At 69.1% G+C, this 22445-nt stretch carries 20 protein-coding genes; 10 read left to right on the top strand and 10 right to left on the bottom strand.

Annotated elements, in window-relative coordinates:
* Positions 1-833: 833 nt before the first annotated feature.
* Positions 834-1544, bottom strand: a complete 711-nt coding sequence (locus QC283_RS08030) for a DUF6308 family protein (RefSeq protein ID WP_279560677.1) — start codon at positions 1542-1544, stop codon at positions 834-836.
* Between the two features lie 78 nt (positions 1545-1622).
* Positions 1623-1841, bottom strand: a complete 219-nt coding sequence (locus QC283_RS08025) for a hypothetical protein (protein ID WP_279560676.1) — start codon at positions 1839-1841, stop codon at positions 1623-1625.
* A 188-nt stretch (positions 1842-2029) separates the two neighbouring features.
* On the opposite strand from QC283_RS08025, the gene QC283_RS08020 reads away from it, so the two are divergent.
* Positions 2030-2452, top strand: a complete 423-nt coding sequence (locus QC283_RS08020; RefSeq protein ID WP_279560675.1) for a hypothetical protein — start codon at positions 2030-2032, stop codon at positions 2450-2452.
* Positions 2453-2899: 447 nt separating this feature from the next.
* Here the strand turns inward: QC283_RS08020 and QC283_RS08015 are convergent, their stop codons facing one another.
* Positions 2900-3433 (bottom strand): HNH endonuclease, encoded by a 534-nt coding sequence (locus tag QC283_RS08015; RefSeq protein ID WP_279560674.1) that lies wholly within the window; start codon positions 3431-3433, stop codon positions 2900-2902.
* Positions 3434-3631: 198 nt separating this feature from the next.
* On the opposite strand from QC283_RS08015, the gene QC283_RS08010 reads away from it, so the two are divergent.
* The gene (locus QC283_RS08010; RefSeq protein WP_279560673.1) at positions 3632-3994 is read left to right on the top strand and encodes a hypothetical protein; all 363 of its coding nucleotides are present in this window, start codon (positions 3632-3634) and stop codon (positions 3992-3994) included.
* Between the two features lie 148 nt (positions 3995-4142).
* Here the strand turns inward: QC283_RS08010 and QC283_RS08005 are convergent, their stop codons facing one another.
* The 3 genes from QC283_RS08005 to QC283_RS07995 form a co-directional block, all read right to left on the bottom strand.
* The gene (locus QC283_RS08005; protein WP_031022377.1) at positions 4143-4802 is read right to left on the bottom strand and encodes a nucleotidyl transferase AbiEii/AbiGii toxin family protein; all 660 of its coding nucleotides are present in this window, start codon (positions 4800-4802) and stop codon (positions 4143-4145) included.
* A complete protein-coding gene (locus QC283_RS08000) occupies positions 4799-5161 on the bottom strand; it encodes a hypothetical protein (RefSeq protein WP_279560672.1) in 363 nt (120 codons plus the stop codon). The genes QC283_RS08005 and QC283_RS08000 overlap by 4 nt, the downstream gene beginning before the upstream one ends.
* A 1172-nt stretch (positions 5162-6333) precedes the next feature.
* Positions 6334-6609, bottom strand: a complete 276-nt coding sequence (locus QC283_RS07995) for a winged helix-turn-helix transcriptional regulator (protein ID WP_279560671.1) — start codon at positions 6607-6609, stop codon at positions 6334-6336.
* 262 nt (positions 6610-6871) lie between these two features.
* On the opposite strand from QC283_RS07995, the gene QC283_RS07990 reads away from it, so the two are divergent.
* From QC283_RS07990 to QC283_RS07975, 4 genes are all read left to right on the top strand, one after another.
* Entirely contained in the window at positions 6872-7651 is a 780-nt protein-coding gene (locus QC283_RS07990) for an MBL fold metallo-hydrolase (protein ID WP_279560670.1), read from the top strand.
* Positions 7652-8759: 1108 nt separating this feature from the next.
* Positions 8760-9341, top strand: a complete 582-nt coding sequence (locus tag QC283_RS07985; RefSeq protein ID WP_279560669.1) for a class I SAM-dependent methyltransferase — start codon at positions 8760-8762, stop codon at positions 9339-9341.
* 38 nt (positions 9342-9379) lie between these two features.
* On the top strand, positions 9380-10081 hold the full coding sequence (locus QC283_RS07980) for an SAM-dependent methyltransferase (protein WP_279560668.1): 702 nt from the start codon (positions 9380-9382) through the stop codon (positions 10079-10081).
* A gap of 506 nt (positions 10082-10587) precedes the next feature.
* Complete coding sequence (locus QC283_RS07975; protein ID WP_279560667.1) at positions 10588-11583, top strand: helix-turn-helix domain-containing protein; 996 nt, start codon at positions 10588-10590, stop codon at positions 11581-11583.
* Between the two features lie 51 nt (positions 11584-11634).
* Here QC283_RS07975 and QC283_RS07970 read toward each other — a convergent pair whose 3' ends face one another.
* The 4 genes from QC283_RS07970 to QC283_RS07955 form a co-directional block, all read right to left on the bottom strand.
* Positions 11635-12135: a hypothetical protein gene (locus tag QC283_RS07970; RefSeq protein ID WP_279560666.1), complete on the bottom strand. Its 501-nt coding sequence runs from the start codon at positions 12133-12135 to the stop codon at positions 11635-11637.
* A gap of 264 nt (positions 12136-12399) precedes the next feature.
* The gene (locus tag QC283_RS07965; protein ID WP_279560665.1) at positions 12400-12954 is read right to left on the bottom strand and encodes an AAA family ATPase; all 555 of its coding nucleotides are present in this window, start codon (positions 12952-12954) and stop codon (positions 12400-12402) included.
* A 90-nt stretch (positions 12955-13044) separates the two neighbouring features.
* Positions 13045-14940 carry a CASTOR/POLLUX-related putative ion channel gene (locus QC283_RS07960; protein WP_279560664.1) on the bottom strand — a complete coding sequence of 632 codons (1896 nt, stop codon included), beginning with the start codon at positions 14938-14940 and terminating at the stop codon, positions 13045-13047.
* Between the two features lie 151 nt (positions 14941-15091).
* Positions 15092-16105, bottom strand: coding sequence for a LysR family transcriptional regulator (locus QC283_RS07955; protein WP_279560663.1), 1014 nt, complete (start codon positions 16103-16105; stop codon positions 15092-15094).
* 318 nt (positions 16106-16423) lie between these two features.
* Here QC283_RS07955 and QC283_RS07950 point away from each other — a divergent pair, with 318 nt between their 5' ends.
* The 4 genes from QC283_RS07950 to QC283_RS07935 all read left to right on the top strand — a co-directional run bounded on the left by QC283_RS07950 (position 16424) and on the right by QC283_RS07935 (position 22356).
* Positions 16424-16954 (top strand): ATP-binding protein, encoded by a 531-nt coding sequence (locus tag QC283_RS07950; protein ID WP_279560662.1) that lies wholly within the window; start codon positions 16424-16426, stop codon positions 16952-16954.
* Between the two features lie 69 nt (positions 16955-17023).
* Positions 17024-18481, top strand: a complete 1458-nt coding sequence (locus tag QC283_RS07945) for a Xaa-Pro aminopeptidase (protein ID WP_279560661.1) — start codon at positions 17024-17026, stop codon at positions 18479-18481.
* A gap of 107 nt (positions 18482-18588) precedes the next feature.
* Positions 18589-19332 carry a GntR family transcriptional regulator gene (locus QC283_RS07940; RefSeq protein WP_279560660.1) on the top strand — a complete coding sequence of 248 codons (744 nt, stop codon included), beginning with the start codon at positions 18589-18591 and terminating at the stop codon, positions 19330-19332.
* A gap of 432 nt (positions 19333-19764) precedes the next feature.
* Entirely contained in the window at positions 19765-22356 is a 2592-nt protein-coding gene (locus QC283_RS07935; protein ID WP_279560659.1) for a collagenase, read from the top strand.
* Positions 22357-22445 lie beyond the last annotated feature (89 nt).

Below are 22445 nucleotides of genomic sequence, written 5' to 3'. Positions count from 1 at the left end.
TGGTCGGGACTGCGTCACGACCACAGAAGGCGTGCCTGGCACAATTGGTGCAAGGCATGACGATGTGCCAATCGTCGGCGCTCCTTCACGCCGTGTGGCCGTGTTTCTCCGCGTCGTCATTCTTGGAGAGTCGAAGTCTGACGAGGAGGCAACTCGGCTGGCCCTGAGCACCTGGGGACGGGTCGAAAGCGCTTCGTACCGCCCACGAAAGGAACCATTGCCTCCCACGAATCCCTCACCGTACGAGTCGAGTTCGACAAAGCACGCCACCGTACCGAAACCTCGTCTGGACCATCGCATTTACGACGGCTTCGGAGAGCACCTCTGGCACCACCCTCACCATCAACACCCCCGTGCCCCTCACCCGGGCGAGGTCCAGCACCTCGACGCCCCGCCCCTCACCACCGTGAGCCACCCGAACGACGTCCTACACGACGCTACCCGGGACGTGGTCACCGCCCCGCCCGCACCACCTGGGCAGCATCAGACCGGACCATCGTCTTCGAGTCCACCCCGCACACCGCAGCCGACTGAGGGACGTTGTACGGCGGAGAAGACCTCGACCGAGCGCCCTGGACAATCGGCCCCTTCGCCAGCGCGGACGGAGACCTCGTCTCCGAACTCACCTCCACCGCCACAACCCTCGTCGCCGCACCCACACCCGCCTCCGCAGCACGCACCGCTCGCCATACCGCGACCGCGACCGCCGCGACGGTGACCTGGGGCACTCCTGCGCACCGGTTGGACACTGCCCGCCACACTTGATGCCCCAGCCAACGACAGTCAGCCATGACGGTTGGCGCACCGATCGGTCAGACTGTCCTGGCCATCGTTCAAGTCAGATGACTCAGTTGGATGCTCTCGGGATCGCCACCCAGGTTCCATGCGACGACGTCCAAGACGCGCAGCACGCTCACGCCGTCCGGAGCACATCCCATCAGCGTCTTCCACGTATCCGGCTGCTCGTCTAGGTCGCGCGCCATGGCATCGCCGAGAAGTCGGAGGAACTGTGCCCAGGTGCGCTGGGGAGACTTCTTGATCGGGTACCGAGCACCGGGCCCGCAGTAGCAGGCATAGACCTGGGTGTCGTAGAGCGGCAAGAGCAGTGGACGCTTGCGGTGCATGATCTTCATCAGAATCGTACCGCCCGCCCCACGGAGCTGGGCTGGACCGTCGAGCAGGCCGCCGATGCGGTGCAACGGCTCCGTGTGCGCGCCGGAGGCGACCGCATCTTGCAGCGTGAGCTTTGGTGGGATCGCCGCGAGCACTGCCTCCAGGTCTGGGCGCACAGCTTGGAGGTTCAGGACGGCATGTAGCTTCGGCGTGACGTTCAGCAACACCGGTGCCAGCAGGTCCCCGTCGTTGAGTTCGTTTGGCCCGCTTCCGGTGTCCATCCGATCGTAGACGGGGAACGCATACGGTCTGCCCTTCACCGCGACAGCAGCCGCCCGGTTCGCCTCAGCGTCGAAGTACTGCCATATCCACTGCGTGGCTTGGTCCAGCGCCACGCTTCGGCCGCCGACACGCACGGTCTGCCCGCTCATGTCCCCCCTCCCCGTGCTGAGCATACGGCAGAGTGCGGCAGCGACTTGTGCAAGGAAAATGGTCGCCGCGATACTCCGCTACTGGGCGTTGCCGTACCAGTCCTCGCCGAACCCGTATCGAATGTTCTCGTGGCCGCACGAAGGACACCTGATGTACGCGTGCGAATTGCTGCCGTTTTCGTAGGGAAGATACGACGTGCCGCTCGACAACGACGACTGACACACCTCGCAGCTGCTGCCACCATGCTCACGGTTGCCCCCATAACCGTTGAGGTTGCCGCCTTCGATGCGGTACACGACGCCGTCAGTGCACGTCGGGCACTCGTAGCCTTGACCGTACGTGCCACCGCTCTTCAACGTGCTGCCGCACGATGGACAACGACGGATCCGAGCTACCGCCAATGCCGCTCAACAACTTGTCAAAGATCGCCATCATTACCCAACCCTCTCCCCGCGGAGAATACGCACAGAAATGTGGCGATGCCATGAGCCACGCGGTGAAGCGCCAGGTCGGTGGAACGGCTTTGGGTTTGGGTGTGGTCCTGCGTGGGTTCAGCTCCGCCCGCCAGGACGGGGCGGACGAACTGGAGCGGACGATCAACGCCCTGACAGACCAGGTCGCCGCCAGCGACCCGGAGCAGTTGCGGGACGAGATCCGCCAACTTGCGGGACAGCGCAAGGAGGTACGTGAACGGATTACCACGCTCACCGAGGAGGTGATCTCACTGCGGGAGGCAGAGGTGTACCGGCACCCGGAGATCGCCCCCGGGTACGGCGGTGTCCTCGCCGCCATCGTGCAGCGCGTCCGCAACAACGCCGAGCACCACTCCTGGATCGGCCTGTCCCGGAGGGCGGACCGACACCCTCCTCCCCTCCGCTGTCACCCGCTCAGGTGGCCGAACTGCTGAGCCTGCTTGCGCGAGGGCGCCGCGGAACCCCGGGCCGGAGGCACTCCGAACGACGGGGGCACGGAAAACGTGCGTGCAAGCGGGTGGAGTTCCGCTGGTGGGCACGCTGCTTACGCGCCTCCGGACGGTAAAAGACTAGAGCGCTGGCTGGTTCCCCCGGTGCTGTCGGGAGTCCGGATCTGGCTTCCACAGCTTACTCACACGAAACCGTCGAGTGCGATGGAAAGCGACGGGAACGCCCTCGACCGACTGGAGTCCGAAGCGGGTTGTGCCCCTCCCCTGCAGCTACGTCACGCCATGGCGGTCGCGCTCTCTGGCAGACAGGTACTCACGGATGAGCCGACCGAGCACGTCCCCCTCATGGACGCGCTCGTTGAACACAGCTCGCTTGAAGGCAGCACGCTCCTCAGGTTCCAGGAAAGCCACCAAATGCTTTGCCTTGGGATGCTAGTAACCGCAGCAGATCAGGCGCGTACAGACGGTCCGCGAAGTCCTCATTTTCGGCGTCCGCCAAGGATAGTGAGGATAGCCTCGCAGCTCGGCCTTGCAGCGATCGAGGATCTCGAACAGCTCGGCCTTGTTCCGGTGCTTCTCACGGCCGTAGTGCAGCTGGAACCACTCGCGCCGGTCCATGTCGGCTATCTCTCGCTGCACACGCTCCACACGTCTTGTGATGCCGGCGTACACCCTGGGAGGCATACCTCGAGTTCCGAAGCCTGCCTCCGGATACCTGTGATGGAGATCCATGTCGGCCACCCATCGCCGTGCGGTACGGCCCTTCTTCCAGCGATTGCAGTCTTCGCAGGCTGGAACGAAGTCCCACCAGACGTCTGCTCCGATATCAATGATGGGCTTCTCGTGGTCAATCGTGGTGGCCGCAGAACGACCGCAGTAGACACACAAGCTCCGATGCGCCGTCAGGACCATGAGCCACTGCCAGGTCTTCTGCTTGCCTCGCTCGCCGCGACGGATCTCGTCCATCACACCCCCTCCGTTGCTGCAGGCTGATCAGCGGCGATCGTAGGAGGCGGCACTGACAATCGGAGGGGCGAGCCGGACGTCGCGGTGGACGTCCCCGCTCCCCCGGCCTCGAGGCGGCAGCGGGCAACTTTTCAGATCCAACCTCGGCACCGCCCCGACTCGATACCGTGTCGCTCCAGTCGGCTGGAGGGGGCTCAGATGAAGTACGGAGATGCGGACTACATGGCTGCCCGGGACGCCATGGTAGTGATACTGAAGGGGTGGGCCCGAGAGGGCCGGACCGACACCTACAAGGCGCTGAGCGAGGCCGTGGCACCGGAGCACCGGGTGCACTACCACGGCCGGATGATGTCGCTTCTGCTGGCAGACGTCTGCCGCCGGGACAGCACCGGTCCCGAGCCGATGCTGTCAGCGCTGGTAGTCAATGGATCCAGCCGGAAGCCTTCCGACCAATTCTTCGAGCTGGCCGTTACCGAGTTCCACCGTCGGGACCCGGACTGGACCTGGGAGTGGGAGCGGGATGCAGTGTTTAACCGTTACCGCAGCCCGGTTTCGCCGTGAGTCCACTGCGGGGTATCGCTCGGCCGCCATGCACATCCGTCGTGCAGGGCAGCCACCCACCGTGGACGACTCCCGGTTGGAACCTGCTGGCTACACCGCATCCTCTGGTTGCAACGGCGGTAGAGGGGATGGACACGATGACCACCTCTCAGGCGTTCTCGTCATGGATCCGTGCGCCCAGGTCCTCCGCCCACTCCAGCGCCCACGCCTTGAGTTCTTCGATCTGCCGGGGGGTGAGCCCGTACGCGGTGTAGTCCTCGTCCTCGTACCAGTCAGCGCCGATGAGCCGGTCCCGGAGGTCTTCGAGGCTGAACTCGTCGTGGGCGCGACGGCGGCCCAGGGATTCGAGGTCGGCGGTGGAGCGGTGGCGGGAGGCAGCCTGGACGTCAATGAGGTCGCGGACGGTGCCGCGGTCGGCGAGGGCACGGACCTTGGTGCCGATCACGTCGTCGAGGGAAAGAACGGGGCCGTAGGGGGTCTGGGCGGGCGGGGCCCAGAACGCCTCCTTGAGGACGTCGACCTCGCACTCCTCGCCGGTGTCCGGATCGGTGACGAGGAACCGGCCGCTGAGCGGATCGGTCTGGACGTGAGTGGTCCGCCATCCGCGCGCGCTGAGGCCTGCTGTGAGTGAGGCGACGATCTCCTGCATCGGAGCGGGGTTCTCGGTGGCGACGTCGAGGTCACGGCTGAAGCGTTCGACCAGGCCGTGGGCCTGCACGGCGTATCCGCCGGTGAGGACCAGAGGGTAGGGGGAGCCGAGGTCGAGAATGTCGGCGAGGAGACGCTCGTGGAGCGGAGTGAGCTTCACGCGACGGTCGTGTCGGCCGGAGCGGTGCGGAACAGCTCGGGGAAGGCGTCCTCCCAGGCCTCGCGGATGTAGGGACTGATCAAGCGCCGCAGCACGGGCCACTGCTCGGCGAGCAGCCGGTGGTGCAGGAGGGCCACCAGGTCCCCACTCTGTCCTTCGGCGAGGACGGTCCGGTAGAGCGTCATGCGGGACTTCGGACGGTCCAGGCTGTAGCTCGTCCGCCCGGACCAGACGATGTGGAGCGGCAGGTCCACGTCGCCCTCGACGGGGCCTGCCAGCTCCTGCAAGCGCTCGGGCAGTCGGCTGCGGTAGCGGTCCCGCAGCACCTCGGCGCGGGGGGCGGTGATCGTCGCGTCCATGCATCCAGTATCGCTGCTGAGAGGCGGCGGCATGGCGGATACGGGGGTCCCCCGTCGTACGTACGGGTCGGGCGGCCGCCCGCCCTTCACGCGGACATCCGACCCAGTGGGCGCTCAGCGCAACATCGCCTACCCGCGCCGGCCCCCAGGTGGCGCGGCAACCGGCGGCCCTGCAGACCCGGAACCAGCCCCGATCGTGGGCGCGGGCGATCATGACGCAGCAGGTCACGCGGAGGGCCGCCGCGGTGGGACCGGCTGCGGCCTGGTGGGAGCCAGAGACCTGTCGAGGTCACCCGTCAGCGAGCTGGGACGCTCCCGCGCCCGATGCTGACCGTTTGCTGACCTGAGCGGGGCAATCAAGCCTCTGACCTGCGAAAACACCCAAACGCTAGATCTTGGACTTGAACAGAGTACGCAGCACCTTGGACTCCTAGAAGACGGCTCCCCGCCAGCTTTCCGCAGGTCAGGGGCGTAGGTCACTGTACACCAACACTCCAAACGCTCGAAGATGCCGAGAGGAACATCGATCTCTCTTGGGCAAGAAGGTTCCCCACCTGCGGTTCCGCGTAGAATCCGGCTGTTGCGCCTTCGCCGTCCAAGGACCCGCTCGAGCACCTGCCTCGCAGTATGCGAGGACATCATGCTTGAGCACGGAGCCATCCTCTGCATCGACCTGGAAGTCGTTCAACGAACCCGGCAGCCTGAGGCTTCATCCGGCCCCAAAGCATTAGGCGGTCGTGTGGGCCCGCCACGGGCTGCCCCACCGTCGCCTGTGGAGCGCTGGATCCGGGCAGCCTCGTGGTTCAAACCAAACCAGGCTCCCGACTGTGACCGATCGACCGCGGTCGCTACCACCTGGTGGGCAGTTGCGTTCCGGCCGCCTGCCCAGACTGCTGCTCCAAGCCGCAAGGCAACGACAAGGAGAAGGCAGTGGAAGAACCCGAGCCGCAGAACGTCCCGCTGCACGTTTCGACAACAACCGGCGCACCTGCGAGTGATGACAGGGTGTTCGTCGGGGTGCAGCGCGCGGATACGAAAGCAACAGCACTGAGTGGAGTAACCGGTGCCCTGCTTTCAGGATCCATGCACCGGATCGTAGAAGGGCGCCCGGCCACAGCGCGCAAGAACCGGCGAGCTGGCGAGGTTCAGGCCGTGTTCGGCGGGTCTGCGGGTCAGCCAAGGGCGTCCCGTCGCGCCGTGCCCCACTCCCACATGCTGCGCACCACTGGTTCCAGCGCCCGGCCCTGGTTGGTCAGAATGTAGCGGACGCGGGGAGGCCAGCCCGGGATGCGGTGACGCTCGATGACGCCCGCACCGGTCAACTGGGCCAGCCGGTCCGAGAGGACCTTGTCCGAGAGAGTGGGCAGGGCGGCGGACAGTTCGGAGTATGTGGCCTGACCGCGGCGTAGGAACTCGCGCACTACCAGCGGCGTCCACCGACCACTCAACGCGGCGAGGGTGATGTCAACAGGGCATCGCGGTTCGTGTCCCGGCGGAACCAGGGCGCTGTCAGGACAGTCCGCCAGCGGGCCGTCCTGATCACCTGCCGGTGCGTGTCCAACGGTTTGGTGAGTCACGGAGTCCCCTCCTAATGTCCGTCGAGAACACCCCGCCAGCTTGCCTCCAGGGGGCCTTGTGCGCATCCACCACCTCAACTGCGGTTCTCTTCGCAAGATTCCACCACTCGGCGAAGAACTTCCAGCCGGCGCTGTGAACCGCGAACGGGCCGTTGCCTGCCACTGCCTGCTCATCGAGACGGACTCGGACGGGCTGGTCCTGGTCGACACCGGCCTCGGCACCGCCGACCTACGGCACCCTGACCGGTCGCTGGGTGCGGACTGGGTCGCCTACGCCCAGCCCGAGCTGAATCCCGAGGAGAGCGCCCTGCGCCAAGTCGTCCGCCTCGGGTATGCGCCCCAGGACGTGCGGCACATCGTGCTCACCCACCTGCATCGCGACCACACGGGAGGACTGCCGGACTTCCCGCACGCACAGGTGCATGTCCACCCCGACGAATACCGGGCCGTCACCGACCCCACGGCAGCGCACCACCGGCACAGCCTCGAGCGCTTCGTGCCGGCGCACCGGGCGCACAATCCGCTGCTGACACCCGCAACCATGGCGGACCGCACAGAGTGGTTCGGCTTCCCCGGCGTGATGCGACCGCAAGGGCTGGCATGCGAGTTGCTGCTGGTGCCGCTGCCTGGCCACTCGGCGGGACACTCGGGTGTCGCCGTGCGCGACGGCCACGGACGGTGGCTGCTGCATGCGGGCGACGCGTACATGTATCACGGCGAGCTCGAGCACACGCCGCCCCTCTCTCATCCCGTCCTTGACCCGGTCCAGCAGGGAGCACAGACCGACATCACAGCTCGCGACGCGACCCGCGACCGACTGCGCTCCCTCCGACGCAACCACGCGGATGAGATCACGGTCTTCAGCGCACACGACCCATGGGAGCTGGCCTACTTCACCGCCTCCAGTAGTTAGCCGCCGTTGCGTCATCGCGTTCGTCTTCGAGTCGACCGTGCTGACGGACGGTCTACTCCGCAGACTGTCGCTCACGACCAGCGTGAGCGTCCCGGAACACTGTCACATCAGCCCTTTGACCTGAGCTTTCAAGTTGGCGGCGGCTCATTGGACTGCAGGACCCACGAGACCGGCCCGGTGCGTTCAAGGACACCGGCGAGGGGGCCATCTTCGTCATGCCGGCCAAGGACATCGCACGGCTGGTCGACCCGCTGCTGAAACACCTGCACACAGCACTCGTCCGGTACGACCATGAACGGATCGCCAGCGCACCGGCGATCCGAGTGCGTGCCGCTGTGCACGTCGGACCGCTCTCGCGATCTGGAGGTGACGGCCGGTGAGCACAGCGCCAGACTGACCCTGGCCTGGGCTGACGTGGCACGGCATCGGCTAGTGGTCCAAGATCTAGCATCTAGGCGTTTGTGCAGGTCAGAGGCGTAGTGGTGCCGCTCGGGTCAGCAAATGGTCAGCATCGGGTGCTTCAGGCGTGCCGCACTCTCACCTCATGTTCGATGCCCTGGTGAACATGGCACGAAACGCGGAGGATCTCCCCATTTGCCTGCTCCCTGCCTGCTTCTGCAGGTCAAGGGCGCTGTCCGGAGAGTACATCGATTGGCGAGTCTGGTCAGCTGCCGCCAGCTGTTGAAGGACTCACACCGTGCCCTGGGGAAGGGTGACCGCGACGTGGGTTTGGCTTCGGACCGGATGAGCGGGAAGGGGGGCGGGGCTGGGAGTGGGTCTCGTAGCCGGGCGCGAGGCGGCGGTGGTGCATCAGCCGGCCGAAGGCAGCCCACGGGCGAGCGTCCTCCCGCGTCGCACGCCGTCGAGTGGTTGACGTTGCCCGGGGTAACGACAACGGTGAGAGGTCACGTCGGGCCACACCCGCCGGGGCCGGACGCGTGCGGCCGGATTTCGTCGTGAACAGATGTCCCGTCGCCGGTATCCGGGGTGAAGCGAGGACGGGGTGGGGACTGTTCAGGGTGATGGCCAGTTCACCGAGGACGCCTACGCCCCACCGTCGATGTCCCGCCAACGCCGACGTGCTCCGCATACGGACAGGCAGCGTCTCATGACGTTCACCGGTACCCCGTACGAGGTGCGCGACGCCGTCTCCTATTGGGAACCTGTCTGGCAGCGGGGCCGGCGCTACCGCGGCATCGACGCCGCCGAGGCCGAGGCGATGCACCGGCACCTCGGCGCCGGCCGCGACCGGCCCGCGCTCGACATCGGGTGCGGTGAGGGCGCGCTCACCGCGCATCTGACCCGCCTCGGTTACCGCGCCACCGGCATCGACTGCGCGCCGACCGCTGTGGCCGTCGCCCGCGCGCGGTATCCGGGACTCGACCTGCGTGTTCTGGACTTCGACAGCGCCGACTCCAGTCGGCTGCCCTCTTCCGCCTTCGCCGTCGTCGCGTGCCGCCTCGTCTACCGCTGGGCCGCCGACAAACCCGACTTTCTGTCCCGGGTACGCCGTCTCCTCGTGCCCGGCGGCGTCTTCTGGGTGGTCACCTCCGTACACAGCGCGGGGCAGGGGCCACCCCGGCCCTGGGAGGCCATCGCCGCCGACGTGGAACTGCTCACCGCCCAGTGGTCCAGGGTCCGCGTCTGCGAGCTCGACCCCTCCTTTCGCTGCTACGCCCTGCACCCCTGATCGCGCCCATGTGCTCACCACCGCAAGAGGAGGAGCCTGTGACGACCGACCCCAGGTACGACCAGTGCTGGACCGTCTACGGCCAACGCCAGTTGGACCGCGGGTACTCGCCGCCCGTGCCCAGCCGCATCGACTGGGGGTTCTGGCCTGGCATCGGCCCCGGGGCGGAGGTACTCGGGGACCTCCGGGGCAAGCGGGTCCTGGACGTGGGGTCCGGGCCCGGTCATCACGCCGTTCATCTGGCCCGCACGTACGGCGCAGTCGTGGACGGCGTCGACCTGTCCCCCACCCAGCACCGCCGCGCGATGAACGATCACGGCACGGAGCCCGGAGTCCGTTTCCTGTGCGCGGACGTTGCCGACCATCTGCGGCGTGCGGAACCGTACGACGCCGCCTACGGGCTGCGTACGTTCGCGTGCGTCGATCCCCGCCGTCTGCTGCCGGCGCTGCGGTACGGGCTCGTCGAGGGCGCGCCCCTCGTCTTCTCGGCCCTCCACACCGACGGCGACGCGCAGGGCCCCTCCGACGAGGTGACGGCACGCCCGGGATTCGTCCGGCTGCGCGACGAGGAGCCGATTCCGACGCGGATGTGGGCCCTGACGCCCGGGCTGTGGGAGACCCTGCTGACCGAGCACGGCTTCACCGTGGAGGGGTACGAACTCCTCACCGCACCGGACGGCGACAATCCTGCGGTGCTCCAGTTGGTCCGGGCCCGGCGCACGGTCCGGCTCGACACCTGACCCGGGCCCCGGCGCCGCCGCACGGCCGGCGTCCTACGACTGTGGGGTTTCGCGGTACGGACGGCTGCTGGAGGAGAAGCCGCCCGTCGGGCTGGGCCACCGTCCCGATCTGCGGGCGCGACGCCTGCGGCGAGGACAGGCGAAGGTCATGCGCTGTCTCCTCGATGCCGTTCGCGGTGGCGAGCGAGCCCTCGCGGCTCGGGTGATGGCTCCGTCGATTCCACGGAGTACGGCACGAATCCGGCTGCACGGGCGTTACCAGCACGAGGGCCTGGTGGGCGAGAGGGCGCTCTCGGCGGCGGCCGCCGCGACCTCCTTGTAGAGCGAAGGCGTGAGAACCGGCGCGACGGGGCAGGTCGATCAGGATCCGCGGCGGTGGTGTTCGGGCCGGGCAGGAGCCGGTGCGCGAGTCTCTGGTGTCCGCGGGGCGGTGTTGGTGGCGATGCGCGAGTGCGCGCCGGTCGTGGACCTCAGAACGGCGCGTCGGAGAGAGAGGGTTGACACTCATGCTGCCCATGACGGTGTTCCGCACCGCGGACCTGCCACGCGGCGAACGGTTCGACGCCTGGCGGGACTGCATGGACCGCACCATCGCACCGATGGAGATCGTCTGCGACCGGCCCGCCGACTTCACGGCCAGTCAGCACCTGCTGCGGCTCGGCCCGCTGGTCGCGTGGCAAACCGCGTTCCGGCCGTGCCACAACCGGCGAAGAGCCGTGGACATCCGCAGGTCGGATCCGGAGCTGTACCACCTCACGCTGGTCCTGCCCGGCAGCGTTCCCCTCAGCACCGAGCAGGCCGGCAACAGCGGCAAGCACCATGCCCACGATCTCTACGTGATCGACACCTCCCTACCGTGCGAGGTCGGGTCGCCGTTCGGCGACTCCCCGTTGGTGGCCATCGGACTGGAGATACCCAAGGCACTGATTCCCCTGTCCCCCGCCCTCCGCCGCCCCATCGACCGGCTGCTCGGGCGCCGCCTGTCCGGCCGGCGCGGCTTCGGGCTGCTGGTCGCGCAGACGCTGACCCAGCTCTTCGGTGAGGAGGGCGGCTACCGCCCGTCGGACAGCCGTCGGCTCGCCACGCTGCTCGTCGACCTGGTGACCGGGATGCTGGCGCACGAGTCCGAAAGCTCGGCCGGGCTTGCGGACGAGAGTCGCGGGCGTGCCCTGGTGCTGCACGTCCGCGAGCACATCCGGCGGAATCTGCACGACCCCGGGCTCTCCCCGGCCACCGTCGCCGCCGCCCACCACCTCTCCACCCGCCAGCTCCACCGGCTCTTCGAGACCGAGGAGGAGACGGTGGCGGGTCTGATCCGCGCAGGCCGCCTCGACGCCGCCCGACGGGACCTCACCGACCCCGCACACCGCGCGGTTCCCGCCGGCCGCGTCGCCCTGCGCTGGGGCTTCACGTCAGCGGCCCACTTCAGCAGGGCCTTCCGCGACGCCCACGGCGTCCCGCCGGGCGAGTACCGGCGGCGCGCTCTCGAGGTGGCGGAATGAGCTCGCCCGGCTCGGCGGGCCCGGGCGAGCTCATCCGTCAGCGGTCGGGCGTCAGGCCCGTCCCTGGCTGGACTGGATCAGGTCCGTGCCGTTGCCGTCGAACAACTTGACGGAGACGTAGGTGTTTTCGGGGATGTCCAGGTCGACGGTGCGGACATCGATCGTCTTCGCGGTGCCGGGCGCCTTGTACACCGCCGACCCTCCGCCCGACCACGTCACCTGGGCGTAGAGAGCGTCACCGTCGTTCTTCGTGTCGTAGATCCACAGCTTCTCGTCCAGGGGGTGGAACTCGGCCTTGCCCACGATGTTGGAGGCGGTCCCCACCGTCGCCAGTATCTTGACGCCCACACCATTGGCGTCCTTCTGGAAGTAGGTCCCGTCGATCAGATCGCCGTGCGTGCACGGGCAGTTGTCCGTCGCCTGCCGGGTGACATAGGTCCTCGGATCGGGGTCGTACGCCTGCGCGGGGGCCGCGGCGACGCTGGTGAGCAACGCTCCGGCCGCGAGCGTCGCTCCGGATGTGAGCGCTGTGACCCTGCTTCGAATGCGCATGCTGGTGCACTCCTGGTGTCGGTGTCATCGGCGTGTCGGTGACGTCGGTGCGCTCGGCACGATCCGTGGCGTGCGCGAAAGACGCCCGTGATCGGATGCCGAGCCCCGACAGCTCGACGATGGCACGGCAGCGAGCCGCCCGGCGCGGGAGCGGGCTCCCTGGCGCGGACGATCAACAGACGCCCGGCTTCCTGGCACTGATCGTCAACGGAGGGCAACGGGAACGTGTCGTCCATGAGTAGGGCGGCGAACACGTTCCCGCGTTCACGATCCGCGGGCGACGTGAAACCCGGTCCAACCGGTGGCGGCAACCACCTCCCGCGCGATGTCGACTACGAGCCGCCCGTCCGTCGCCACTCGTACGGTGTCCGCGAGGGACCGCTGGTCGAGGAGCCGTGCCTTGCGGACGCTTCCGGCCAGCTCCTGCTCCAGTTCTGAGCCGAGCTCTCGTCCCACCAGCCGCTCGCGGGCGGTGGCATCGGAGGCGGTGAGCAGGACTCGTGTGATCCCCACCCCTGCCCCCATGGCACGCTCGAACATGCCCGTCGCCTCCGGCAGCACGCTCATGGTGTTCGTATAGATCAGGCGTCGGTAGCCGCGCTGGGCGAAGTTCGCCCACACTGCGGTCAGATTGCTCTCGGTGATCTCCGTGCGGTGAGGGTCTCCCTCCGGAGCCGGATGCACCTGGCCCATGAAGTCGCCATCGATGATCGCGTGAGCGACCGCAGCGGAGCGCAGCAGCGCCGAAACCTCCCAGCCCACCGTCGTCTTGCCGACACCGGCTCGTCCTCCGACGAGCAGTACTTCCGCGTGATCCATGGGGGCAGCGTGCCAGCGGCGGCCATCTCACGCGATCCGATATCGATGCGCGGTCATCGGGTCGGCGAGCCCGCCCCGCCGACCCGTCCGTCAGTCCTTGCCGATGACGATCACCTCGTCCTCGTGCGCCCACCGGCGTCGCTCGTCCTTGGGTGGATTGATCCGCACGCCGCCGGAGCTCGTCCGAGAAAGGTCGTGGCTTCGGTAACCGATGGCGCATTCGTCCCGACGACGTGCCGCGGCCACCACCGTGGCGAAGGACGTCTCGCCTTCCGGCAGCACGTAGTCAGTGGCCGGCCGCAGGCGGACCCCCGTGCCGTCGGCGGAGAACAGTTCCTCGAACACCGCTGCCAGATGCCGGTTCTGGGAGATCTGGGTCATGAGGAGGCCGATGAGCTTGCCGCTGATGATCACGTCGGCTCCGGGGCTGATGGGGGCCAGCGCCCGGTTCCGGTCGTCGATCAGTTCGGTGACCACCGGCAGTTCACGCCCGGTGGATTCCTCCAGTTGACGCAGGAGCAGGAGGGTGACAAGCGTGCGGTTGTCGGGTTCGTCCGGCGGCTGACCCGGGACGGGGTCACGGCCGAGCACGATCACGCTGTCGTAGGAGTGAACGTCCAGGCGTCGCAGGGTCTCGGGACGGGTGACGTCCCCGTGCCGCAGTGTCAGGCTCAGGCCGGCCCCGCCGCACTCGTCGGCCTCGCCCACCTGCCGGATCGTCGCCTCCCCGTGTTCCGCCACCACGTCGACGACTGATCCGGGCCGAGCTCGGCGGCGCAGCTGGTCCACCATGAGCGGTGCTCGGCGATTCCAGCCCAGCAGGAGGACCCGCTCCGCTCGCGCGGGCGTCGCGGGGCCGGATGTCATCGCCGTCTCCTCGGCCAACTCCTCGCAGCCGTCCAGCCAGACCGTGTCGTCGTCACGGGAGATGACGACGAGCAGGTCGTCCGGAGCGATGGGCGTCCGCGGCGGCGGATTCAGCATGGGGGTGCCTCCTCGCACCAGTCCGACGACGCTCGACGTCGAGTAGGACAGCAGCGCGTCGCCGAACGGGCGGCCGGTCAGGGCCGGCTCGGAGATCAGGTAGAACTCGTCGCCGGCGAAGTCGAGCAGTTCCTGGTGGACGAGGGAGATCCCGGGGCGGCGGGCAGCCTGGACGATCAGCCGGGCGGTGACGGTGTCGCTCTCCAGGACGACGCCGCCCGGTCCGGCGGCGAGCCGTGCGGCCAGGCGGTACCGGTCGTCGCGGAGGGCGGCGACGACGGGCGGACGGGTTCCCTCCCCGGCCAGGGCTGCCCTGAGTGCCAGCAGTGTCTTGACCACCTCGGCGTCGGCGTCCGGCTCGTCGTGGGGCAGGATCAGCACGACACCGGCGGTGGCCGGGCTGGTCAGAGGGAGCACGGCCGGGTCGGTGGTGGGGCCGCTGCGGCAGATCAGCCGCGTACGGCCGAAAGAGCCCACCTTCGTGCTCAGTGCCTCTTCCATGACGGTCTTGTCCCGGTCGGCCAGCACCACCACCGCCGCACGCCGCTGGTTGGCGTTGGCGGCCACCAGCTCGCTCACCACTGTGAAGACCTGTTCCGACCATCCCAGGATCACGGCGTGCCCCTGTTCGAGCACGGTGGAACGGCCCCGCCGCAGCGCGGTGAGCCGCTCCGTGAGCGCCGTCGTGATCAGGCCGACGAGCGTCGAGACGTACAGCAGGGTGACCAGTGCGAGCAACACCGACGTCATCGCCCGCAGCGGCGTGCCCGTCGCACCGCCCAGCCGCATCGTCTCCCCGGTGAGGTGCCATACCTGCGCCAACCGGTCCCGCAGGGACGCCGGCGCGTCGGGGTCGGTCCACACCATCACCGCACTGGCCGGCACGACGACGGCCAGGCACAGTACTGCCATCCAGCCGACGAGAGCCGCGGCGCCGCGGGCCAGCGTGCTGTCGAACCAGTAACGGGCTCTGTCTCCGAACAGCGTGTGCCGCTGCGCCACCCTTCCCCCTCCATCGCCTCGCACTCTCGCGAGGGCGCGTCGGCGCCGCGTACGCGATGCGCCGCGCAGGCCCGCCGGGGAGCGCGGATGTGGATACGCAAGTCGCAGTCTGGAGGACCGATCACAGCGGCAGACGGAGATCCCCGCGCGTTCATCCCTTCGGGTTCATCGAGCCGTTCCTCTCCTGTCCGACGGCGTGACGTGGGGACGGCGGGCGGCCGCTGTAGGCCCGGGCCACCCAGCTCTGCAGGTGCGGGGCCTGCGCCAGGAGGTTCCGGTAGACGCGGACGGCGTGGTGGTGCAGCGCCTCGGCCACCGCCGGCTCGACGGCCTCCTGGCGCCAGACGAGCAGGTGGCGCTGCCAGAGGGGGTCCCCGGCCAGCGGTTTGACCAGAACGCCGTCGACGGGGCGGATGGTCGGCTGCACGACGGCCACCCCGAGACCCATGGCGATCATCGTCTGCAGTTGTTCGAGGATGTGGAACTCGTGCGTGCTCGCGGGGGTGAAGCCCGCGGCGTCGCACGCGTCGAAGAAGGCGGCGGGCCAACCCACTCCGTCGTCGGAGGAGACGAACCAGGTGTCCTCGGACAGTTCCTCCAGCGGGACCTCCACGCGGTGTGCCAGGGGATGGCCGGAGTGCACGGCCACGAAGACCGGAACGGTGTTGATGGCGCGGTGCGCCAAGGCGTCGGAGTGCCGCAGGGGCAGGCCGGGATAGTCCATGCCGAGTGCCGCGTCGAGTTCACCGGCCTCCAGGAGCCTGAGGAGCTCGCCGGTGGCGTACACGCTGCAGATGGAGACCGTGAGGTCCGGGCACCCTTCGCGCAGGTTGCCCAGCAGGTCGGGCAGTACGGGGGTGTTGGTGACTCCCAGCCGGAGGGTGCGGCCTCCGGCTCCCGGCGAGCCGTTGCCGTGCCGTCGGCCGAGCGCCTCGGCACGGGACAGCACGTCCCGGGCCTGGCTGACGACCTCGACGCCGTACGCGGTCAGTTCGACGCCCGTGTTGCTGCGCACGAACAGCCCTTCGCCGAGCAGTCGCTCGATGCGGCGCAGCTGGGTACTCAGCGCGGGCTGTGTGAAGCCGAGTACGGCAGCGGCCCGTCCGACACTGCCGGAGTCCGCGATCGCGCACAGGACCCTCAGATGACGCAGCTCAAGTTCCACAGCACACCTCGACGCTCGGGAAGCCGGACCATTATGCGACGTAAGGACGGATGGACGGACGGATGCGGCTGCCTCGCCTCCGGGTCCGTGCGCTGCGGGCCGGTGTCCGAGGGGCTGTGGGGCGGGCGGGTCGGCGGGGCGGCGTTATGCCTCGTCCGACCGTTCTCTTATGGCCGGGCCCGTTGTCCCGGCGGATCCGGTCGTGGAAATCTCCACCTTGCGCGCTCACTCCCCCGGGGCGCGGACCTCGTCACCGGTCACCGCCCGCCGCGCCCGCCGACGGCGGTTCGGGGACATCATCTTCCGAGGAGACGCACCATGCCCTCCCCTCAGCTCCGCTTCACCCTCGAGGCAACCGCGGCCGCGGTTCGCGGCGCCCGCCACCGCGTCTCGGCGGCCGTGGTCTCGCTGGGGGTGCCCGTGGACGAGGACCTGCTCTTCCGTGTGGAAGTGGTGGCCTCGGAACTGCTCACCAACGGACTGCGGCACGCCGGCGGCCCCTTGACCGTCGAGGTGTCGTGGGAGGGGGGTCTGCTCGTCGTCGCGGTGCTCGACGGCAGCCCGGTCCTGCCGGGCCGCCGCGAGGCGGACGGCGACTGTGAAGGGGGCCGTGGTCTCGCCCTCGTCGACGGGCTCTGCCTGCTGCACGGCGTCGAGCGCACCGCCGACGGCAAGCGCTGCTGGGCCGTCGTACCGGTTCCGGCGGCGGTCGGACGGGGTCCCGAGGTGATGTTCGAGGGCGGTCGCGACGGCGGTGATCCGGAGCTCTCCGGGCTCTGGTCGATCACTCCCGGCGGAGTCGAACTGCTGATGAGGCTGCTTCCGGCGACGTACGCGCTGGAGCCGTGACGCGCCTCGCCCGGACGGTGCCCCGGCGCCGTCGGCATTCACGTACACACACATCGAGGTGATTCAGCGATGGAACAGCACAACGGCTCGCCCGGGCCGGGCGGTCGCGACGGTGGGGCTCACTCCCCGGCACTCGATCCCTTCCTCGGCGGATGGGCGGACACGGACACTGACACGGACATGAGACCGCCGCCGCTGTCGGGGGCGGCGTGGGCGGCCAAGCGGCGCTCGGCCGTGTCCGAGCGGTTCCCCGGCGAGCGGATCGTCGTGCCGTCGGGCGGGCTGAAGGTCCGCAGCAACGACTTCGACTACGCCTTTCGCCCCCACTCGGCGTTCATCCATCTCACCGGTGAGCAGGGCACGCAGGCGGTCCCGGACAGCGTGCTCGTCTTCGAGCCGACCGGCAGCGGGCACGCGGTCACACTGTTCACGCGGCCGCGATCGCCACGTGACGGCGGGCCCCACGGCGCGGAGTTCCACAGCGACCGGCGGTACGGCGAGTTCTGGGTGGGACGGCGCCGGACGCTGGCCGGGACGGCGGACGCCCTCGGTGTCGAGGTCGCCGCCCGCGAGGGCCTGGAGCGGGCCCTCGCGCACCGTGTCCCGACCCGGGTGGTGCGCGGGCAGGACGCGCTGGTCGACACACTGGTGCCGCGCAGCGGCCCGGCGGAGGCGGAACTGGCAGGTTTCCTGGCCGAATTGCGGCTGGTCAAGGACGAGTGGGAGATCGGGCAGCTCCGTGCCGCCGTGGGCAGTACGGTCGCCGGGTTCCACGACGTCGTGAGTGATCTGCCGTACGCCACCCGTCTGGCGCGGGGTGAGCGCTGGATCGAGGGCACCTTCAACCGGCGCGCCCGGCTGGCCGGTCACGGCCTGGGTTTCGAGACCATCGCGGCGGCCGGGGCGCACGCCTGCGTTCTGCACTGGATGCGCAACGACGGTCCGGTGCGGGACGGCGATCTGCTGCTGCTCGACGCCGGGGTCGAGGCCGACTCCTTCCACACGGGCGACGTCACCCGGACGCTGCCGGTCGGCGGCCGCTTCACCGATGCCCAACGTCGCGTGTACGACCTCGTGTTCGCGGCCCAGTCGGCCGGCATCGCCACGCTGCGGCCCGGCGCCCGGTACGGAGACTTCCACGAGGCCGCGATGCGCGTCATCGCCGAAGGGCTCGACGGCTGGGGTCTGCGACCGCCCGGCGGTACGGCGTCGACCCCGGTGTCCGAGCGGTACCGCCGGTACACGGTGTGCGGCACGGGCCATATGCTCGGCCTGGACTGCCACGACTGCGCCGGCGCCCGCGACGAGACGTACCGGGGCGGGACGTTGGAGGCCGGTCACGTTCTCACCGTCGAACCCGGTCTGTACTTCCAGCCCGACGATCTGACGGTGCCCGAGGAGTTGCGCGGTATCGGCGTGCGGATCGAGGACGACTTCGCCGTCACGGCCGACGGGGTGGTGTGTCTGTCGTCGGGTCTGCCGCGCGGCGCCGACGAGGTGGAGGGGTGGGTGGCGTCGTCCCGGTGAGCGCGGGAGCAGGCAGGTGGTCTCGGGGTCCGAGCCCAGGGCCGAGTCCGAACAACGTGACATTGTATGGTGGGAGGTGATCGGACCGAGGGCTCGGAGGAGCGCAGATGCCTCATCTCACATCACAGACGATCTCGGTCCAGACACACCTTCGCGACCAGGTGGCCGACGCGCTCCGGGCCGCGCTCATCGCCGGTGAACTGCGCCCCGGTGTCGTCTACTCCGCCCCCGCCCTGGCGGCCGAGCTGGGTGTCTCCGCCACTCCGGTCCGGGAGGCCATGCTCGATCTGGCCCGGGAGGGTCTGGTCGAGGCGGTCCGCAACAAGGGGTTCCGCATCACCGAGATGACGGACCAGGACCTCGACGAGTTCACGGAGATCCGTACGCTCATCGAGGTTCCCATCGTGGGCCGGGTCGCCGGGACGGCGTCCGCGGAGCAGTTGGAGGCGCTGCGCCCGCTCGCGCGCGAGATCGTGACGGCGGCTCGGAAGCAGGACATCCTCAAGTACCTGGAAGCCGATCACCGGTTCCACCTCGAACTGCTGTCACTCGCCGGGAACCAGCATCTCGTCGAGGTGGTGGCCGACCTGCGCAAGCGGTCACGGCTGTACGGGCTCGGCCACCTCAACGAGTCCGGGCACCTGGTGGCCTCCGCGCAGGAGCACGTCGAGCTCCTCGACCTGATGGTGGCCGGCCGGGTGCGGGAGGCCGAGGACTGCATGCGCCGCCACCTCGCGCACATCCGCACTCTGTGGGCGGGCGGATCGGCGGACGGATCGGCCACCGGATCGGCGGACGGATCGACCGGCGCCGAGCGCGGCGGCCGGTCGCCCGGGACCGGCGAGCGATAGGCCGCGCACCTCCCCGGGCGACGAACGGGCGGCCGCCCGTCCATGCCGGTCGCACGGCACCAACCCGACCGTCACCGGCTACCGGTGACGGTCCCGTCGTATCCGACAGGGCAGCGGCGATGTCGCGGCAACTGCCGACGTAGTAAGGCCAGTTCGCGCCGAGCGCCCTGACCTGGCAGCTCGCCCTTCGCCAGGTTCTCCGTTGCCCGCTCGTCCACCACGCGGCAACCGCTCGTTCGGTCGAACGGCTTCCCTGAGTCATGTCACCTGTGCAATGGTACATGTCACAGGTCAGTCGTGGGCATGCCAAGCGAGCACTTTGCCGGCGTTCCGTTCAGCCGAAGGCACGGCCCTCTCCCCCGACTCGAGACCAGTCAGTTCATCCCATCGATCACGCCATCGTGTGACCCGATCCCCTCATGGGAGGCAACAGTGAGAACATCCCTCGTCCGGCGAGGTCTGGGTGCGGTACTGCCCCTGACCCTCGCCTGGGCACTGGGTGCGAGTCTGCTCGCCCACCCGGCCGACGCCCGAGCCGGCACCTCCGCGCCTACCGCGTATGCCCCGTCCCCGGGCGAGCGGCGCTCCGATCCCGCGCCCGCGGCGCAGACCGCCACCGCTGACGGCGCGCACGTCGGCGAGGGGCGCCTGAAGGCGTCCCACATACCCCCGTTGGCGGCGAGCAAGGAGGCGCTCAAGCAGCCCTACGGCAGGGCGGCGACGCCACCGCCCCGGCCCTCCGCGTCGAAGGACGCCGCCACCGACCGCGGCCGGAGCGCGACGAAGTCCGCCGCCTGCGACACGTCCGACTTCACCAGCCGTACCGGCGGCGAACTGGTGCGGCAGATCAAGGCGTCCACGACCGACTGCGTCAACGCCCTGTTCAACCTGACCGGCGACGACGCCCACGGCGCTTTCCGCGAGGCCCAGATGGTCTCCGTCGCGAGCGCGGTGCGCGACGGTTCGGCGTCCTACCCCGGTGACGCCGGCACCGGCATGCCCCAGCTCGTGCTGTACCTGCGGGCCGGTTACTACGTCCAGTACTACGACCCGGACGCCGTCGGCGCCTACGGCGACACCCTGCGGACCGCGATCCGCTCAGGTCTGGACGCGTTCTTCGCCAGCGCCCACTCGCACGACGTCACGGACGCCAACGGCGAGACCCTCGCCGAAGCCGTCACCCTCATCGACAGCGCCGAGGAGAACGCCCGCTACATCCCCGTGCTGAAGCGGCTGCTGGCGGACTACGACTCGTCGTGGAACGCCTCCTGGTGGATGCTCAACGCGGTCAACAACGTGTACACCGTCACGTTCCGCGGTCATCAGGTACCCGCGTTCGTCGCCGCGGTGGAGTCCGACCCCGGCCTGATCGACGCGCTGTACGGCTTCGCCTCCCGCCACCTCGCGCTGCTCGGGACCGACCAGTCCTACCTCACGTCGAACGCCGGACGTGAACTCGGCCGGTTCCTCCAGCACCCGGCCCTGCTCTCCAAGGTGCGCCCGCTCGCGGCCGGTCTGCTGAACTCGTCTTCGATCAAGGGCACCACCGCCCCGCTCTGGGTCGGCGTCGCCGAGATGACCGACTACTACGACCGGGCCAACTGCGCCGACTACGGCACCTGCGACCTGCGGGGCCAACTGGCCAGAGCCGTACTGCCGGTGACGTACGCCTGCGGTTCCGGCATCACCATCAAGGCGCAGCAGATGACGTCGGCCGAGCTGTCGTCCAGCTGTGGCAGCATGCGCGAGCAGGACGCCTACTTCCACAGCGTCGCCAGGGACAGCGGCCCGGTCGCGGACGACCGCAACGACACCATCGAGGTCGTCGTCTTCGACTCCAGCACCGACTACCAGACCTACGCCGGCGCTCTGTACGGCATCGACACCAACAACGGCGGGATGTACCTCGAAGGCGACCCGGCGGCCGCCGGCAACCAGCCCCGCTTCATCGCCTACGAGGCCGAGTGGGTGCGTCCGGAGTTCCAGATCTGGAACCTGAACCACGAGTACACCCACTACCTCGACGGCCGGTTCGACATGTACGGCGACTTCGACACCAACGTCAGCACCCCGACCATCTGGTGGATCGAAGGCTTCGCCGAGTACGTCTCCTACTCCTACCGCGGTGTCGCCTACGACGAGGCGATGGCCGAGGCGGGCCGCGGCACCTACGCCCTGAGCACCCTGTTCGACACCACCTACAGTCACGACACGGCCCGTGTGTACCGCTGGGGCTACCTCGCCGTCCGGTACATGCTGGAGAAGCACCCCGCCGACATGCGGACGGTGCTCGGCCACTACCGCACCGGCGACTGGAACGCCGCGCGCACCTACCTGACCCGCACCATCGGAAGCCGCTACGACGCCGACTGGTCGGCGTGGCTGGCCGACTGCGCGGCAGGTGACTGCGGCGGGGGCACCAACCCGCCCGGCAACAAGGCCCCGACCGCGGCGTTCGACGCGACGGTGCGGGGCATGACGGCCACGTTCGCCGACCGTTCCACCGACTCCGACGGCACCGTCGTCTCCCGGTCGTGGGACTTCGGCGACGGCACCACCTCCACCGCCACCAGCCCCGCCAAGACGTACGGGACGGCGGGAACGTACAGCGTCCGGCTCACCGTCACCGACGACAAGGGCGCGACCGGCGCGGTCACCAAGTCCGTCACGGTGGGCTCCGACGGCGGCGCCGTGACCGAGTGCACCGATCAGGACGCCAGGGTCCTGGACCGCGACTGCCGGCGGAGCGACCGGTCCGCCGGCGCCGGTGACAACGACTACCTGTACCTCTATCTGCCGTCCGGCGTGGACCGGTTGACGATCACCACGTCCGGCGGCACCGGTGACGCCGACCTGTACTACGACGGCACCGGCTGGGCCACGAGCACGAGCCACACGGCCCGCGCGACCGGCAGCGGCAACACCCACACGCTGACCGTCACCGATCCGCCGGCCGGCTACAACTACATCACCCTGTACGGGGCGCGGGACTTCTCCGGGGTCACCGTGACCACCCGGTACTGACCGATCCGCTCCCGTGCGCCGCAGGACGGCGCACGGGAGTGCGCGGGAGTGCACCGGAACGCCGGGGAGCACGCGGAAACACGCGGAAA

The organism is Streptomyces sp. DH41 (assembly GCF_029813785.1).
Classification (GTDB): Bacteria; Actinomycetota; Actinomycetes; order Streptomycetales; family Streptomycetaceae; genus Streptomyces.
Note: the sequence above shows the minus strand (reverse complement) of the source record. Positions and strands in the feature narration are given on the sequence as shown.